We start from the raw sequence: 16,185 nt of genomic DNA on the forward strand, positions 1-16,185 counted from the left end.
ATGGCGGCTTGCGCCGGGCCGGCTTTCAGCGGCGCAGGGGCGTTGCTCGCGGCCGTCGGCCGTGTCCTGTCCGCACGCATCTGCTGCTTTGGCGGGCACTCTGGGCGTAGGAAGGCGATATCGGTGGCTTGCCGGGGGGAAGCTGTGTCGGATACGGGGCTGTCGTGGAGCGAGCGGCTGGCTGGCATTTGGGGGCGCGCGGAGTCGACCGTCACGAAGATTGTTCTCGCCGTTGTCTTCGCTCTGGGGCTGGTCGCGCAGTTCGTGAAGCCCGTCGGTGACGCGTTGCAGGACAAGGTCTATCTGGGCGGGGCACTGCTCACCGCGGTGGGCTATGTGCTTTACAGCGAGGTGCAGCGCCTGAACGCGGTGCACTCGACCCACCAGGCGACAGAACAGTCGCTGGCCGCCACGGTGCGTCGCCTCGAGGACGAACTGCAGCGACTGAACCAGGTGCTGCGTCCTCGGGTCACGCGCGCGGCGGTGCAGGCCGAGATCCGGCAGGCGCTGGAAGCCGGGGGAGAGGTGCACTTGGCGGCGATGAGCTTCACCGGAGAGACGTTCGTCAATCCGGTGAAGTCCATGCTGTACAACCTGAGCAGGGATCCCGCACGGCGCGTGCGTGTGCGCGTTCTGGTACCGGATTTCACCGAGGAGATCGACGTCCCCGGCCAGGTGGGTGCCGGAGGCAGGATCTGCGACGCTCCCGAGTTCCGTGAGCACCTGAGGCGCATGGTCGTGGAGCATGAGCTGCGACTGAAGGCCCACATCAGGCGGATGGCCGCGCGCGGCCAGGGAACACTCACGGTCGAGTTCCGCGTGCTGCACATGTCACCCATGCGGAGGCTCTACTTCATCAACACCGACGTGGTGTATGAGGGGCTCTACGACAAGCTGGATCTGCGCCCTGACCCGGACTGCGCTGCAGCTCCCGGGCCGGACCCGGCCGAGGGTGATCTCCTGGACATCCTCGGCGGCTCTCGGCTGGACCGCTGGTCCCTGGACAACGGCGAACAAGACCGGAAAAACCTCGCCCGCTGCCGGGAGTTCTTCGAGACGCTCTGGCAGGGAGCCCGCGAACTGACGCCGCCGCCCCCAAGTCGGCCAGACGTCTCCTGAATCCCTCCCTACGGCTGCCAAGGCGGTCGCCGACCCGGTACCGGTGCCCGCCGGACCGGTGCGCACCCGGGAGACCGCCTCCGACGGCTACCACCAGGCGCTCGCCGCACACCAGGCAGCTCGGCCCGAGCAACACGTCGACCGGCGATTGCCGATGCGATCGAGGGACAGATCCGTGCCCTGCGCGAATGAGCCGAGGCGCGTTTCCCGACATGGCCCTGGAAGCGATCGAGATCGCCCGTGCCGGGCGCCGCCGTGATGCCCAGGTCACGCACGCCCAGGCGCTGTGCCGCGCCCGCGCCGAGCGCGCCCAACGAGTCGGCACGACAGCTGGTGAGCAGTGTGCCGGTGCGCGACGGGTCACGTACTGCCGCAGGAGGCTGCGGCAGTGCGGGACGGGGACCAGGTGGGGATCGGAGATGTGTTGTCGGCTGCGGCTTCTTTGAGCCGGATGCACCGATCCTCGTACGCAACACGTCAGCGGCTCCGGTGACCAGGCCGCCGCCGAGTGTGCCGATGATCGCGGCGACCAGGGTGCTGTCCATAGCGGAATGGTGTGGTGCCCGCGACCGCGCTGCCGAGGGTGGAGCCTCGGCGGGTGCGGGCCGGTGCGGGTGTCGCCAGCGGGCGGAGTGCCCGACTGATGGCGGCCAGTTGAGGCTGATGCACTGATCGCAGGAGCTGTGACCGGTTCCCGTCCTGATGCGGTGAATTGGGTGCATCCGGTTGCGCATCAGCTCCTTATGGAACCTTGGGCGTGTGGTTACGCAGGCGTCGCAGGAGGAGGAGTGCGACGGCGGCGCCGGCGAGTTCGCCTGCGGCCAGTGCTGACCAGACGCCGCTTGTGCCGAGCCGGCCCAGGGTGACGACGAGGGGGACTTTGATCAGGAGAAGGGTGCCGAGGGTTGCCATGTAGGCGGGCGTGGGCCGGCCCAGGGCTTGGGCGTAGGAGGCGACGAGGGGGCCGATGCCGGCGACGGTCAGACCGAGGGCGATGACGCGCAGGGCTTGTGCGGCGGTGGCGATGGTGTCGGCGTCGTTCAGGAACAGCCCGGTCAGGGGTTCGGCCAGCAGGGCGAGGGCGGCGGCGGTGAGCAGGCCGTACAGCAGGGAGCCGCGGAGGGCGAGGTTGCGGGCGTGCAGGGCGCGGTGGGGCAGGCCGCGGCCGGTGTTGTAGCCGACGAGGGGCTGCAGTGCCTGGCTGATGCCGGTGTGCGGCATCGTCGCGAAGGTCTGCAGGCGGGCGCATACGGCGTAGGCGGCCAGTGCGGCGGCCGAACCGGTGGCGGCGAGAGCGCCGTTGACGAGAACGGCCAGCAGGGTGACGCCTGTTCCGGCCAGAAACGAGGGCAGGCCGACAGCCAGGAGCGTGCGGAGTGTCGGGCCGTGGGGCAGCAGGTCGTGGAGACTGATGAGGTAGGGGCGCTCGCGCCTGCGGAAGAAGAACCACAGACTCATCGCCGCGGAGACGGCCTGGCCGCCGACGGTGCCGAGGGCCGCGCCGCGTACTCCCAGGTCACATCCGAAGATCAGCAGCGGGTCGAGGGTGATCTGCACGGCGACGGCCACGACCCACAGCAGGGTCGAGTAGCCGGTTTGGCCTTCGGCACGCACCAGGCTGGAGAAGCCGGTGGAGACCATCGCTCCGCACAGCAGGATCACGGCGTAGGGGCGGGCGATCTCGCGCAGTTCGCCGTGGGCCCCGAGCAGGGTGAGCAGCGGGTCGAGGAAGGCCAGGCCGAGCGCGGTGGTTGCGGTGGCACAGATCCAGAAGACGGCGAAGGAGGTGCCCGCCGCCCGGGCGGCGGCCTGCCGGTCGCCCGCACCCAGAGCGCGGGAGACCAGGGAGGCGCCGCCCGCCCCGACCGTGGTGGACACCGCGCCGAGCAACAGCAACAGCGGGGCCGCCAGGTTGACCGCGGCCATCGCCTTGTCGCCCACGCCGTGGCCGACGAACCAGGCGTTGGTCAGGGCGTAGACGCCGTACACGCCTACCGCGGCGGTCGTCTGAGTGCAGGCGCGCCACAGCAGCCGGCCCACCGGCTCGGTGCCGAGCCGGGTAGTGCTGTCGGGGACGGGGGCCAGGGGGGTGGTGGTCACTGGCGGGTACGGCCGAGCAATGCCATGGCGTCGTCGAGCTTCGGGCGGGCCCAGTCGTACTGCTTGGTGTCGGCGTGCGCGCGGTAGACGGTCTCGATGACCATGATCAGCATCAGGTAGAGGCCGTACAGGCTGCGGCGCACCTGCTGGGTCGCGGTCAGTTCGCCGTGGCCGTAGCCGCGCATGAAGGCCGCCGGATCACCGAAGGCGGCCAGCTGGGTGCCCGTGAAACCCGCCTCGATCAACGGGTCCCCGTAAAAGGCGCGTTCATGGTCGATGACGCAGACGACCTTTCCGTCGCGGACCATGACGTTGCTGTCCCACAGGTCCCACTCGACCAGCCGCGGCTCGGTGACCTCCTCCAGGCTGCCGGCGTGTTCGTCCACGACCGCCCGGACCGTGTCGTAGGACCAGCCGATGTCCACGCTCCGGCGCTCGCCGTCGCGCAGGACGTCTTCGAGCATGCCGGTGAACACGCGCCGCCAGCTCGGATCACCGGGCCCCGTCAGCGGCCCGAATGCCGTGCCGCGTAGCGAGTTGATCTCCCGGTTGGCCGCGCCGACCTGTTCCATGTAGGCGTCGCGCTCGGCGACGGGGAGCGACGCGGCGATGATGCCGAGGTTGTCGGCGTCGACGTACGGCATGAAGAAGTAGTCGGCGTCGCACAGTTCGCGGCTCTGATCGGCGAAGTCGACGGCCGGAACCGGCACCAGAGTGTGCGTGCGCAGCAGCTCCAGCGTGGCCAGTTCGGTCGACATCGCGCCGCGCTCGTAGGTCATCACCTCCACCTGCGGCGGCGGGGCGATCTTCAGGACGACCTCGGCGCCGTCCCGCAGGCGTATGCGGTAGGCGACGTTGAACCAGCCGTGCCCCAGCTCGCTCACCCATCCGTCGCCGACCGGCACCCGCTCGGCACCGTAGGCGCGCTCGACCATGGCGCGCAGCGTGTCCGGCGACTGCCTGTTCTTGGTGATGCTCTCCACACCCTGCCCCTTCGATCTGACGTGCAAGCCGGGCCACCGGGAAGGTGGCCCCGGGGCGGCGACCGGCGGTACGGACGCAGCCGTTCCACGCGAATGACACCACATGGCCCGATTCATGAACACGGGCAGCACGCGTGCAGCGGCCCACTCTGGCGAGAAGCCAACGGCCGCGAGGTTCGTGCGGGGCAGATACGGCTGAGATCCGTCACGGGCAATCAGAATGCAACCTCGGGCGGAAATGCCCAGTTGGCCTTGCGTGCGGTTCGTCTGAACGGAACGTGAGCCGAGGCAACGCCGATCGGGGTGTGCGCGGGCCTCCCGTCTCTACCGTGGCGGTGGAGGAGGCAACTCTGTTGGGCTCACTGTTCGAGGAGTTGGAGGCGCCCGGGAGGCAGCTGCCCGGGTGCGGGTGGAGGATCTTGAGTCGCAGATCGCGGAGTTGACGGCGCGGGTGGAGGCCGAGCGGGCGACGTGGTCGCGGCAGAGGGTGACGCAGGAGACGGTGGCCGAGGTGGTCGCGGAGATGTCCGGTTCGCACGCCCGCCTCGGACACGCCGTCGGGGGCCGGTTCGCATTCCCAGCTCACGTCCTGATCGCGCAGGCTCGCGTACAACCCCAGCAGGTACGCGATTCGGTCTGGGCACAGCCGCGTGGGCGTGACGACGGCGGCCTCGGTATCAGATGGGAATGCCCGGGGGATCTACTTCCTGCAGCGAACCGGCCGAGCCCGCCAGACGCGGCGCCTGGTGCGATCGTAGCGGCATGGCCACACTCTGTAACACGGATGCCCCGGACCTCGCTGTACTGAGCAGAAGCGGGCAACGGAAAAGGTGCAAAGTGGCAGACATACTCTTTGTAGTGCTCTTATTACTGTTCCTCGTTGCGCTCGACAGAAAAAATGAGGGGAAACCGCGCTTTTTTTTACGTCTGCCTCACCTTCCTGACGCTCTATCTGGGGTTTCTCGTCCTCGATACGATCGCTAACTAGGGCCTACGATCTTTGCTGTGTAGAGAAACCTCCAGGGCCTCGCTGGGCCGTCCGAGGCAGACCGGTGGTGACAGACGATGACAACTGGCCACACGTCAACTGCCTGCCCCCCCGAACCCCTGAAGCTCGGTTTCGTATTCGGCGGGACTGCGGTAGCCGAGGCGTGCAGTCGGTGCAAGTTGTGCCAGCCCTTGATGGCGGTGGCGGTGAGGACGTGGCCGAGGTGGGTTTTCGCCAGGCCGCGGTATCGGGTGTGGCGTATGCCGCTGACGGCCACGGCTTGGTGGATGGTCCCTTCGACACCGGCACGTGCTGCGTAAGGTGCCTTCCACTCCTCGGTGTTCTGCTCGGCGCGGACGCGTTCGAGTAGGGCGTCCTGGTCCTGCGGCCGGACGGTCAGTTGTCTGCCGTACTGGTTGGAGCGGGTGCACTGGTCGCGAACGGTGCAAGGCGCGCAGGTTGTGGTGGCGAAACGGATCCTGATCGCGTCTCGCCCGTTGTTGTCGAGGCCGACTGTCCAGTAGCGGCTGACCGCACCGGTGGGGCAAGTAGCTTGTTGGGACTGCCAGTTGATAGTGAGGCCGATCTTCCGAACCCGGCGGCCTGGACCTGTTGAGGGGTGCTGTTTGGCCGGACTGGTGCGACGACGGTGATGCCGCAGGTTACCGGCGTGGTCAGAAGAAGTTCGGCGGAGGCGTATCACGAGTCCAGGAGGTGTTCCGCGGGCTTGAGGCCCTTGTCAGCGAGGCTGTCGTGGATGGCGTCGACGACAGTCGCGTCGTTCGCGGTGGCATCGGTGGTCACCACGTGAGTGATCAGGTGGGGTCTGTCGGCGTGTTCGGGGCGGTCGCGGATCTCGCTGAGGTGGACTTTGAACCCGGTCCAGGCCGAGCCGCGCTTGCGCGAGTAGCGGGCTTCGGGATCGTACGGCGAAGCGATCAACGTTCTCCCCGCCGGGAGGTCCTCCTGCCCCGCCAGCTGATCTCTTGCCCGGCATCGGTAACGGTGCGGGTGAACGGCTGGATCCACACTGTCCGCAGCACGGACGGGGCCGGCACTTCGCGCAGCCATCCCGGCGCGGTGCGGGCATGCGCGGCTTCGAGGAGCTGATATCCGTCGGCGGCGATCCGCTGAGCGAGCCGATCTCGCTCGGCCCGGTCAGCAGGCAGACGGTAAGCGTCGGTCCGTGCCCCGTAACGCTCCTGCCACGACGGATCCACCCAGCTCACGAGCCAGTTCGGGACCGCAACGGCCCGTGCTTCCAAAGAAGCGCGCAGGGTCTCACCAACGAACTCCAGCCGATTCAGGCTGCGGACGGCCGCCGGCACGTGGGTGGAGTCGGTGCGCTGCCGACCGCCGGCCGTGACCAGATCGAGCCCTGTCAGCCGCTTCAGCAGCAAGTCCAAGATGCTGCTCTCCAGCCCGTGCTCCACCAGTCGCTGCCGGAACCCGGACAGTACGGTGAAGCCGAAGCCGGAATCGGACAGTTCGCCGCGCAGGCCCTGGCCGACGAGGGGGCCATTCTCGCCCGCGACACCGTGCGCACCGCCCTCGTCGTCAAGCAGGGCGGCCGCATGACGTGCCGCTGGGAAGGCCTCTCCGGGCGCCTGTACACGCTCGCCCTCGACGAGCAGGAGCGCGCGTTCCTCGGCCTGGTGCTGTCCATGGTGGGCATCGCACACGTCACCATCCCCGCCGTCGAGGAACTCGACGAGCGCCGACTCCTCGTCATCCAGCGCGCCATCCTGCGTCTGTCGGGCAACGACCGGATCGCCGTCGGCACCCGCCTGTGAGACTTCGCGGCCATGTGGCAGGCCGCGGAGACAGGGCGACCGCTCCTGCACCTCCTGAGCCAGGGGCGGCCGCTTCACCAAACGCCCGTGCGCCCACGTCCCCCGTGAAAAAAAAGGGGGGCGGGCCCATGAGCTGCTCGCCTCGGCCGGAACGCTGTTGTCGCCGAGCACGGTGCGGTTGCGGGAGGAGTCGGACACGCTCTGCTTGCTCTCTCCGGTTCCGAAGACTGCCTGGCGTTGGGGCGACACCGCCCAGTACAAACTGACCCAGCGGGGCCGGTATCGGGCGGCTGGAGCGATTGACCTGTTGGTGTGTGCGACAGCTGTGCACCATCGGCACACTGTCCTCCACGTGGACAACGACTTCGCGACGGTGGCCGGAGTGCTCAAGGAAGTTCAGCAGCGAGACGTGCGCGTCTGATCTCAGAGGGAGAGCGCACCCGGCTCGCCCGCAGGTCTGTGTTTTGTTGTCGGCCGGCCCCGGTTGCCGCGCCTCACCAGTTCCGGCGGAAGCAGTCGAATGAGTACGCCATTCCCGCGTCTGTCGCGATGGTGAAGTACCACAGCAGGTAGGCCGCCATGCCGAGCACGATCGGTACTACGACGAGCAGGCGGATCAGCAGGAACAGGGTCCTGACCCAGGGCTGGGCCGGCCCCCTGGAGAAGTCGGGTCGGGCCGGGTCGTACGAGATCCTCTTGTCCGGCGCCCCCGGGGGGCCGGATCGTTCGAAATGGTGAGACGTTCCTCTGGTGTCGGTGAACGCGTATTGGACGGTTCCGGCGGTGCGGTCGTCGGATGGCCCACTGCGGAAGCCCACGTTGGTGGCGACGGTCGTCACGCCGTAGCGGTGCAGCAGCCACCAGGTCACCGTCGCGCGCCAGGCACCCCGGGCCAGGAAGCAGCCGAAGGCGAACACCGGGAAAAGGGCGACCCAGAGCTGGGCGAGGCGCCCATCGCCCGCAGACAGGGGCGGCTGTAGGCCGAGGGTGAACAGGCAGGTGAGCGTTGCCCCGGCCCACCACTGGCCCGGGGACGGGAGTGTCCTGACCCGTGTCCAGGAATTCCAGGGCCGCTCCCTGGCCGTCACGAGGGCCGCGCCGTCTGTGCGTCTTTCGGCCTCGTCCCGTTGCGGGAGCGCCGCGTTGACGGCGCGTGCGAAGGCCTCTACTTCCTCGGCGTTGCGGGAGCTGATCGTGCAGACCGTGGTCGGCTTGGCTCGGGCGACCGTCGAGTTCAGAAGGATCTCGGCGGTCGTGTACCGGTCCCTGGTGACCTCGACGGCCCGGATCGCGTCGAGGGGGATGGACAGCCGGATCCCCGCCCGGTCCAGCTCGACGGTCTCGCGCTCCACGAACGCGGTTCCGCCTCTGCCGTGCAACATCGTTCCGGCTGCGGGCTCCGTGTCTCTGACGGTCATGGCTGGGTCCCCCATGGTCAACTGGCGTGGTCTGCGAGGGAGTCGTGGTCACCGGTTCGGCCACAGTCGCACCGTGCCGTCCAGGCTGCCCGAGGCCACGGTTCTGCTGTCCGGGCTGAACGCCACTGATGTCACCTTGTCGGTGTGGCCGGTGAGGGTGTCGACGGGGCTGAGATCGAGCGTGCTCGTGTCCCACAGCCGTACGGTCATGTCGTCGCTGCCGGTGGCCAGGGTGTCCCCGTCCGGGCTGAACGCCACCGCGGTCACCGGGCCGGTGTGGCCGGTGAGGGTGCCCTCCAGGAAACCCGCCCTTGGTCGTCAGGGTGCGGGTGACGGTGCCCTGTGCGTCCGACAGCCGCGTCGGCCCGGCGGCCGGGTACGCCTCGCGCGGAGTCCCTCGGCGCCGGGTGCACGGTCGGGCCTTCGCCGGGCTCCCCGAGCGCTACGCCCGTGCCGCGCAGGCTCGTTGAAGCGCCATGCCCCCTCGCGAAAGCTCCTGCGCTCGCCAACCCGCCCAGGATCCCGACCGTTGCCGCAGGCCACAACGCGACGTCCGTGACGAGGTCGGGGTCCTGTGTCCTACTGTCCACCAGCCCTCCGGACGGCGCCTCTCCAGTCTTGGCTTGCGGGTTCTCCATCGCCCAAGGAATCGATCGACCGATGTGACGCTCACGCCACCAGCGCCCCCTCCCCTCGAGGGCGCACACCCTCCTGTGCCTATCGCTGCACACTGGGAGGGAGGTTGGCACCTCACGCCGGAACAAGAAGCACACGCCCTTGAGGTGCTCTTCGAACTGTTCGACGCAATCCTCGCCGAGCGTGAGGCCGCCACCTCCGGAGGGTAAGGCGCCCGTCCGCTACCCGCGCCTTGCCGTCATCACGTCCGCCCAGTTGCAGAACCCTGGCCGGGGACCGGCACATCGAAGCAGTTCAGCACCATCGCGATGAGGCAGTAGCTGCCGATGAGGAACACCAGCTCGCCGACCCCTTCATCGCCCAGGAGTTGGGTGGCCCGGTCGTATGTCGAGTCCGGCAGTATGCGCCCGGAGGTCAGGGCCATGGCGACGTCGTGGGCGACGGCCTGTTCGTCGCTCAGCCCGGAGGGGCGCCCGCCCGCCGCCAGGGTCGCGATCTGTGCGGCCGGAAGGCCGAACTGGTCTGCCGTCTGCTCGTGCGCGTACAACAGGTATCGGGCGCCGTAGGCGCCGCCGACGGTGAGGATCGCCACCTCGCGGACGACGGGATCGAGGCGGGCCTCGGCCGCGACCGCCCTTTGCAGGAACAGGGCCGGGACCCCGAACGTGGGAAAGTGCAGCATCGCCGCGAACGGCCCGACGAGCGCCCCGTCGTCGTCGAGGATGACGACGCGGCCCTGCTCCTCGGTGACGAGGCCGGCGATGCCGTCATGCACCTCGCGGAGTTGAGGGGCGAGCTCATCGGGTGGAATCGGTCGAATACGCATGCGTTGCTCCGTCTCAGAGTCCGTCGGTGTACTGGCCGTCGATGAGCACGAAGGCGACCCGGCAGTTCACAGCCGACCGGTTTGCCCACGCGTGGTTGGTGCCGCGCTGGATCACGATGTCTCCGGCACGGAGGGTGGTCTCACCGTCGTCGAGAACCAGCGTCAGCTCGCCCTCGATGACGATCCCGTAGTCGATCGTCTGCGTGCGGTGCATCAAGGGATGCCGGGCGCCGGCAGCGGGCCGCGCGGCGTCCGCACCTCCCATCTCGCCGAACTTCTCGGCTGCCTCGGCCCCCGTCAGGCTGCGGATACGGTCGTCCTCCGGAGGAAAGTCGATCACCCGCAGGCGCGTGCCGTGCTCGGGGGGTCCAAGCACCAGATGGTCCTCCGCCGGCTCACCGGACTGCCGGTCGATGACGGCGGGCGTCTGACGTGTATTCCAGATCTCGTAGAAGGTCGGGCCGCCGGGTCCGCCGATCTCCATCACGCGCGTCGGTGGTGCGTCTTGCGTGATCACCGCACGGTCGGCCGCGTCATGGCCGGTCACGATTCTCCGGAACGGTTGCAGTGAGCTCATTTCGTGAGTCCTTGCCCTTTCAGCCGAATTGAGCAATCGAGGTCATCGCGTCAGTGAGGCAGGTGGCACGGCGGCGTGGGCGCCGAAGCTCAAGGAAGGGCCGGGCGCACGGTCCCCAAGCGTCGGGCCCATGCCGTGGAGATGTTCAGGCGCGGGCGGGCACGGGCGCCGGCGTGGCCCGGGCCACGGTCAGGACGTACAGGAGCAGACCTGCGGTGGTGAGGAGGAAGCCCGACCACACGGTGGACAGGGTTCCCCAGCCGGCGTCGAGCGCGATCGCGCCGCCGATCGCGCCGAGGCAGTTGGCCAGGTTGAGGGCGGCCAGGTTGAGGGTTCCCATCAAGGTCGGGGCGTCCGGTGCGAAGCTGGTCAATCGGACCTGGATGGTGGGGATGGCGAGCATCATGGTCGCGCCGACGCCGAAAAGGCAGGGCAGCAGAACCAGCAGGTTGTCGCCTGCCGCGCCGATCAGTACCAGGAACGCGAGCGCTCCGCCGTAGCCCCAGAGCAGCCCGCGGCTTTCGTACTGGTCGGCGACGCGTCCGCCGACGTGGTTGCCGACCGCCATGCCGAGGCCGAAGACGGCGAGTGCGATCGGGATGAGGGAGGCGTTGCGCTGCGCCGCGTCGGTGATGAAGGGGCCGATGAACGTGTAGACGGCGAAGATGCTGGAGATGCCCAACGCCGCGACGGTGACCATCAGCCAGACTCCGCGCCTCCGCAGGGCGCCCAGTTCGCCCGTGAGGGAGCTGCCGCGCAGGTCGTCGGTGCGCGGCAGCCAGGCGACCAGGGCCGCTGCGGCGAGCAGGCCGACGGCGACCACGGTCGCATACATGACGCGCCAGCCGGCGTGTTGGCCGACGAAGGTGCCGAGCGGCGACCCGGCGATGGTGGCGACGGTGAGTCCTGCCATCACGGTGGCGAACGCCCTGCCGCCCTTGCCCGGCCCGTACACGTACGCGGCGACCACAGCCCCGGCTCCGAAGAACGCGCCCTGCACGCTGCCCGCGACGAACCGGAAGGCGACGAACAGCACGATGTTCGGCGCCACGGCGGAGAGCCCGTTGCCGACCAGGAACAACCCGATCAGGCCGAGCAGCAGACTCCGCCGGTTGACCCGGGCGGCGAGCAGGGTGATCGCCGGGGAGCCGATCATCACCCCGACCGCGTATGCGGTGATGGCGTAGGTGGCGACCGGGACGGAGACCTCCAGATCGGCGGCGAACAGCTGAATGATGCCGTTGCTGCCGAACTCGCCGGCGCCGATCGCGAAGGTGCCCAACGCCAGTGCGAACAACGCCAGTTTCGGATGTCTGATGGGCGACTTCGCGGAGATGTGCCGCTTCTCCTCGGCTGTGCACTGGGCGGCGTATGCGCGCTGATGCATCGTCTCGTCCTTGGCAGGTGGGGTCGGGTGGCCGGCCTATGAGTGGGTGCGGGACGCAGATCAGGGGTGGGGCGGGTCGTCGCCGTCCGCAGGTTGTGTCGGGGGTAAGGACACCCCCCTGGCTTCGCCGGCCTGGTGGTGTCAGCGTGCTGCGCGCTTGATGAGGGCGGCCGTCGCGTTGGGCTGCGCGATCATCGCGACATGGGAGGTGTCGGCCTCCAAGGTGTGTGCGCCGGCCCGGCGTGCCATGAACCGCTGGGCCGCCGGGGGCAGCACCTGGTCGTCGCGGCCCACGAGGTACCAGGACGGAATGGTCTTCCATGCCGGAGGGCCGGACGGCTCCCCGAGGGTGCGCGTGTCGGCCGGCCGCTGGCCGGCCCACATCAGATCGGTGGCCGACCTCGGCAGGTCCCCGGCGAACACGTCGTGGAAGAACTCCTTCTTGATGTAGCCGTCGACGAGGCCCTCGCCGTAGGGGCGGAAGTCCAGCGCCGCCTCGCTGAGTCTGCTGCCCGGGTACTTCGTCTGCAGGCCCAGCAGTGTCTCGCCCTGATCGGGTACGAACGCGGCCACGTAGACCAGCGCCTTCACGTTCGGGTTGCCGGCAGCGGCGTCGGTGACGACGATCCCGCCGTAGGAGTGCGCGACCACGACGAGCGGGCCGCTGAGCGTCGCGAGGATGCCGGCCAGATAGGCGGAGTCGGAGGCCACGCTGCGCAGGGGGTTGGGCGGCGCGATGACCGGATAGCCGTCGCGGATGAGCCGGGCGGCGACCCCGTTCCAGCCGGAGGCGTCGGCGAAGGCCCCGTGCACGAGTACCACGGTCGGCTTCCGCGCGCTGCCGCCTGCGCTGCCGCCCCCGGTGTGTGCCTGTGCGGCGGGCGTGTCGAGTGCGGCGCCCGCTACGATCGCGGCCGATCCGGCCAACAGCCCCCGGCGAGTTGTCGTCATCGCTGTATGCCCTTCGCTCTCCGGCGTTCTCGGTGGTGATCGCCGGTCAGCGTAGGGCGGGTCACTTGACGCGCACTGAACGGAAATCCGGGCGTGCGCCGGGGCCTGGTTCACCGTCGGTTCCGTTGTCGTCAAGCCCGTGGGAACAGCGTGCGGATACGTTCGGAACAGCCACCGGCGATCCGTCACCATGATGTGCCGTCCACGGTGCCGATGCGGTGTCCTTACGTGTCGGCCAGCCCGGCCAGCAACTCCTCGGCGCGGCGGGCGAACAGGTGGGCCTCGCGCTCGGCGGAGAGCGCCCGGGCCCGCTCGGCGGCCGCCCGGACGGCGGCGACCGGCGCGCCGCGGGCCGCCATCAGCCGCGCGCGCAGCAGGAGCAGGAAGCCCTCGGCGTAGCGCTGGCCGTGCGTGTCGAGGGCCGAGTCGGCCTGGTCGAGGGCTGCCGTGGCTTCGTCGAGTCTGCCCGCAGCAAGCCACATCTCGCCGAGGAGGCCGTACCAGGTCGCCAGACCGGAGCGTGGTGGGTCGGCCAGTGCCGTGGTGATCAGGCGTTGTGCCTCCGCTGCCGATCCGGCCGGGTCCTCGCCGGTCACGGCATGCGCCCAGCACTGCGCCAGCCGCTGATAACTGCCCAAGAAGACGAAGGAGAACTCCGGGTCCAGGGCGCTGCCCCGCTCGGCCGTGTGCAGCGCCCGCACCGGGTCGCCGGCCAGTGCCGCAGCCGTACAGGCGAAGGCAGCCCAGACGGTGAGCACATAGGCGTCGCCGTCAGCAGTGGCCTCGATCGTGTCGAACAGCGTCCGTGCCGTGTCGGTGTCGCCGTGCAGCGCTGTCATCAGCGCGAGCATGGCGGGCCCGAGCAGGCGCAGATCGCGCCGGAGCGTGTCCTCTCCTGCGTTGGCCAAGTCGTCAAGCATGGTGGAGCGGCTTCGGCTCAGATACCGGAACGCCTCGCCGATGTTGCCGACGTCCCATTGGTGGATGCCCCACGCGTGCCAGCCGTAGGTGCGGACGACCGGGTCGGCGGAAGCCTCGCCCTGTTCCAGCAGTCGCTGTGCCAGTCGTCCGGCGCGGTCGAGTTGGATGCCCTGGGAGTGGGCGGCCCAGCGGGAGAAGAGGAAATCCGTGGTCTCCCGCTCCCGGCCGAGGGCACGGGCCAGGTGCTCGGCCCGCTCCAGCAGTTCGAGAGCCGCACCGACGTATCCCGCCCGCATCCCGTCGACCGCGGTGAAGAGCGACAGAGCGGAGAGCTCCAGCTCCGCCAGCCCTGCTCTGCGCGCTACCTGCGCGGCCGATTCCAGCTGTTGCGCGGCGGCCTCGAACGCCGACTTTCCCGCCGCGCAGCGACCCGCGCGGATCAGTGCGGCGGCGGTGCGGGCCGGGTCCGCGAGCGGGCCGGCGGCCCACAGATGATGGGCGAGGCGCTCGTCGTCCGTCGTCGTGTGCTGCTCCAGGGCGTCCGCGACGAGCACATGCAGCCGGGTGGCCCGTGGCGGCGGTGTGGCCCCGACGACGGACTCACGGACCAGGTCATGAGCGAAGTGGAAGGCATAGGGGTTCCGCAACGACGGCTCCAGGAGGCCGAGTTCCTGCAAGGGTTCCAGGCGGTCGAGGCAGGTCTGCACGGGGAGGTCGGCGGAGCGCGCGAGCAGGGCGAGGTCGATGTCCCGGCCGATCAACGCCGCGGTCTGCAGCAGTCGTACGACCGCGTCGTCCAGCTTCGCCATCCGGTCGCGCACGACATCGCGGACGGTGGCGGGTACTCCCGCTGATGTCGTGGCGGCCTCGGTGAGGACGCTGCGGTCGGCGAGGAGGCGGGACAGTTCCCGGACGAAGAAGGGGTTACCGGCGGTTCGCGCGTGGATGTTGCGGGTCGCGCCGGGGCCGGGATCCTGGCCGGTCTCCTGACGGACCAGTTCCGCCACTTCGGCCGGGCCGAGCGGGCCCAGCCGGATGCGGCGGTGGCGGGGCAGCCGGCTTGTCGCGGCGAGCATCCGCTCCAGTTCCGAACCGGGTATCGGCGCGCGGTCGCGAAGGACGCCGGTCAGGCTGGTGCCGTGCGGCAGGTGAGCCGCCAGGTGGCTGAACAGTTCGAGTGAGGCGGCGTCGGCCCACTGGAGGTCGTCGACGACGAGCACGACCGGCCGCCGTGCCGATGCCTGTCGAACGAGCGCGACGGTCTGCTCGAACAGGCGGAACCGGGCACCGCTGTCCGGCAGTACCGGCGCGGCGGGAACACTCCCGTGCGGTCCCAGGAGGCGGCCGAGTTCACCGGCCTGCCACTCCTTGCGTGCCGCGACGGGCAGGCCGGCGAGCATCGCGCCGACCGCCTGCACCCACGGCCACATCGACGGCGTGCCGTCCCCCTCCAAACACCGGCCCCAGACCACCAGGGCGCCGCGCCGGTCCGCCTCGGCGCCCGCCGCCTCCAGCAGCCGGGTCTTGCCCACCCCTGGTTCGCCCTCAACAACGACCAGACCCGTGCCACCGGCAAGAGCCGACTCCACGGCCTGCCGCAACACCGCCAGTTCCTCGACCCGGCCCACCAGCCGGCCGTCCGACGGCAGTCCACCACCAAGGACTGACGGCCGCTCAGTGGGCGTCTTCTCGGCCGGCGCCGGATCCAGCACGCGCCGCTGCGCGGCCAGCAGCTCCGGGCCGGGATCCAGGCCCAACTCCTCGACGAGCCGGGCCCGAACGGCCTGGAAGACCGCCAGTGCTTCCGCCTGCCGACCTGCGGCGGCCAGGGCGGAGACGAGACTCGCCTGCACCGACTCGTGCAGCGGCGCCATGCGGGCGGCCAGTCGCAGCGGCCGGAGCACACGTTCAGACTGCCCCAGCGATATCGCCAGCTTGGTCGCCGCCACGCACGCGACGTACAACTCAGCGTCCAGCGCCGCGAAGACCGGCACCGATGTCGGTCCATGGAGCAGTCCGTCGCCGGCGGAAGCGTGCCACAGATCCAGCGCCCGGACATAGAAGTCGAGCGCCACGTCGGGCCGTTGCTCCGAGCCGCCGGCCCTGGCCGCCTCGACCAACTCCCGGAACGTGAGGACGTCCAGCGTGCCGGGACCGGCCGCGAAGAGGTAACCATTGCCTCGGCGCTGGAGGTAGGAGCCGGTGCCCCGCGCGGGCAGCGCGGGCTCCAGCAGTCGCCGCAGGGTGCCGACGTACTTCTGGAGAATGTTCAGGGCCGACGCCGGGACGTCCTGGTCCCAGATCAGGTCGACCAACTCACTCGTGCTGACCGGCTCGCCCGCACGGGCCAGCAGCACCGCGAGGAGATACGCCTGCTGTCGAGGCCCGGCGTCCAGCTCGACGCCGTCCCTCCAGATCCGTAGCGGACCGAGAATCTGAAGACGCAGCTGTCCCCCGGAGGACGCCATGCCCACCCCCACCCCCAC

At 69.7% G+C, this 16,185-nt stretch carries 14 protein-coding genes and 1 pseudogene; 3 read left to right on the forward strand and 12 right to left on the reverse strand.

Features of this window, described 5'->3' with window-relative positions:
* The first annotated feature begins 144 nt into the window (after window positions 1-144).
* On the forward strand, window positions 145-1,119 hold the full coding sequence (locus ABZ880_RS26445) for an ATP/GTP-binding protein (RefSeq protein ID WP_361267282.1): 975 nt from the start codon (window positions 145-147) through the stop codon (window positions 1,117-1,119).
* A 741-nt stretch (window positions 1,120-1,860) separates the two neighbouring features.
* Here ABZ880_RS26445 and ABZ880_RS26450 read toward each other — a convergent pair.
* The 5 genes from ABZ880_RS26450 to ABZ880_RS26470 form a co-directional block, all read right to left on the reverse strand.
* A complete protein-coding gene (locus ABZ880_RS26450) occupies window positions 1,861-3,219 on the reverse strand; it encodes an MATE family efflux transporter (RefSeq protein ID WP_361267284.1) in 1,359 nt (452 codons plus the stop codon).
* Window positions 3,216-4,202 carry an aminoglycoside phosphotransferase family protein gene (locus tag ABZ880_RS26455; protein WP_361267286.1) on the reverse strand — a complete coding sequence of 329 codons (987 nt, stop codon included), beginning with the start codon at window positions 4,200-4,202 and terminating at the stop codon, window positions 3,216-3,218. The genes ABZ880_RS26450 and ABZ880_RS26455 overlap by 4 nt, the downstream gene beginning before the upstream one ends.
* Before the next feature lie 980 nt (window positions 4,203-5,182).
* On the reverse strand, window positions 5,183-5,893 hold the full coding sequence (locus tag ABZ880_RS26460) for a transposase (RefSeq protein ID WP_361267288.1): 711 nt from the start codon (window positions 5,891-5,893) through the stop codon (window positions 5,183-5,185).
* A complete protein-coding gene (locus ABZ880_RS26465; protein ID WP_361267290.1) occupies window positions 5,890-6,132 on the reverse strand; it encodes a hypothetical protein in 243 nt (80 codons plus the stop codon). Before ABZ880_RS26465 ends, ABZ880_RS26460 begins: the two co-directional genes overlap by 4 nt.
* Window positions 6,129-6,596 carry a hypothetical protein gene (locus ABZ880_RS26470; RefSeq protein ID WP_361267292.1) on the reverse strand — a complete coding sequence of 156 codons (468 nt, stop codon included), beginning with the start codon at window positions 6,594-6,596 and terminating at the stop codon, window positions 6,129-6,131. The genes ABZ880_RS26465 and ABZ880_RS26470 overlap by 4 nt, the downstream gene beginning before the upstream one ends.
* Before the next feature lie 18 nt (window positions 6,597-6,614).
* Here ABZ880_RS26470 and ABZ880_RS26475 point away from each other — a divergent pair, with 18 nt between their 5' ends.
* The gene (locus ABZ880_RS26475) at window positions 6,615-6,983 is read left to right on the forward strand and encodes a hypothetical protein (protein WP_361267294.1); all 369 of its coding nucleotides are present in this window, start codon (window positions 6,615-6,617) and stop codon (window positions 6,981-6,983) included.
* 184 nt (window positions 6,984-7,167) lie between these two features.
* Window positions 7,168-7,404, forward strand: a pseudogene (locus ABZ880_RS26480) (VapC toxin family PIN domain ribonuclease); the annotation flags it as partial.
* A gap of 73 nt (window positions 7,405-7,477) precedes the next feature.
* Here ABZ880_RS26480 and ABZ880_RS26485 read toward each other — a convergent pair.
* The 7 genes from ABZ880_RS26485 to ABZ880_RS26515 all read right to left on the reverse strand — a co-directional run bounded on the left by ABZ880_RS26485 (window position 7,478) and on the right by ABZ880_RS26515 (window position 16,167).
* Window positions 7,478-8,401, reverse strand: coding sequence for a hypothetical protein (locus ABZ880_RS26485; RefSeq protein WP_361267296.1), 924 nt, complete (start codon window positions 8,399-8,401; stop codon window positions 7,478-7,480).
* A gap of 48 nt (window positions 8,402-8,449) precedes the next feature.
* Window positions 8,450-8,701, reverse strand: a complete 252-nt coding sequence (locus ABZ880_RS26490) for a hypothetical protein (RefSeq protein ID WP_361267488.1) — start codon at window positions 8,699-8,701, stop codon at window positions 8,450-8,452.
* A 577-nt stretch (window positions 8,702-9,278) separates the two neighbouring features.
* The gene (locus ABZ880_RS26495) at window positions 9,279-9,863 is read right to left on the reverse strand and encodes a hypothetical protein (protein WP_361267298.1); all 585 of its coding nucleotides are present in this window, start codon (window positions 9,861-9,863) and stop codon (window positions 9,279-9,281) included.
* A gap of 13 nt (window positions 9,864-9,876) precedes the next feature.
* The gene (locus ABZ880_RS26500; protein WP_361267300.1) at window positions 9,877-10,440 is read right to left on the reverse strand and encodes a cupin domain-containing protein; all 564 of its coding nucleotides are present in this window, start codon (window positions 10,438-10,440) and stop codon (window positions 9,877-9,879) included.
* Between the two features lie 145 nt (window positions 10,441-10,585).
* On the reverse strand, window positions 10,586-11,827 hold the full coding sequence (locus ABZ880_RS26505; RefSeq protein ID WP_361267302.1) for an MFS transporter: 1,242 nt from the start codon (window positions 11,825-11,827) through the stop codon (window positions 10,586-10,588).
* A 141-nt stretch (window positions 11,828-11,968) separates the two neighbouring features.
* Window positions 11,969-12,778: an alpha/beta hydrolase gene (locus ABZ880_RS26510; RefSeq protein ID WP_361267304.1), complete on the reverse strand. Its 810-nt coding sequence runs from the start codon at window positions 12,776-12,778 to the stop codon at window positions 11,969-11,971.
* Between the two features lie 224 nt (window positions 12,779-13,002).
* A complete protein-coding gene (locus ABZ880_RS26515; protein ID WP_361267306.1) occupies window positions 13,003-16,167 on the reverse strand; it encodes an AAA family ATPase in 3,165 nt (1,054 codons plus the stop codon).
* Between the last annotated feature and the right edge of the window lie 18 nt (window positions 16,168-16,185).

Source organism: Streptomyces sp. NPDC047043, from assembly GCF_040644055.1.
In the GTDB taxonomy this organism is placed as follows: Bacteria; Actinomycetota; Actinomycetes; order Streptomycetales; family Streptomycetaceae; genus Streptomyces.

Bases quoted from the DNA above. Each gene is read 5' to 3' on its own strand.
- ABZ880_RS26485 (WP_361267296.1), bottom strand. From the start codon at position 8,401: ATGACCGTCAGAGACACGGAGCCCGCAGCCGGAACGATGTTGCACGGC.
- ABZ880_RS26495 (WP_361267298.1), bottom strand. From the start codon at position 9,863: ATGCGTATTCGACCGATTCCACCCGATGAGCTCGCCCCTCAACTCCGC.
- ABZ880_RS26500 (WP_361267300.1), bottom strand. From the start codon at position 10,440: ATGAGCTCACTGCAACCGTTCCGGAGAATCGTGACCGGCCATGACGCG.
- ABZ880_RS26505 (WP_361267302.1), bottom strand. From the start codon at position 11,827: ATGCATCAGCGCGCATACGCCGCCCAGTGCACAGCCGAGGAGAAGCGG.
- ABZ880_RS26510 (WP_361267304.1), bottom strand. From the start codon at position 12,778: ATGACGACAACTCGCCGGGGGCTGTTGGCCGGATCGGCCGCGATCGTA.
- ABZ880_RS26515 (WP_361267306.1), bottom strand. From the start codon at position 16,167: ATGGCGTCCTCCGGGGGACAGCTGCGTCTTCAGATTCTCGGTCCGCTA.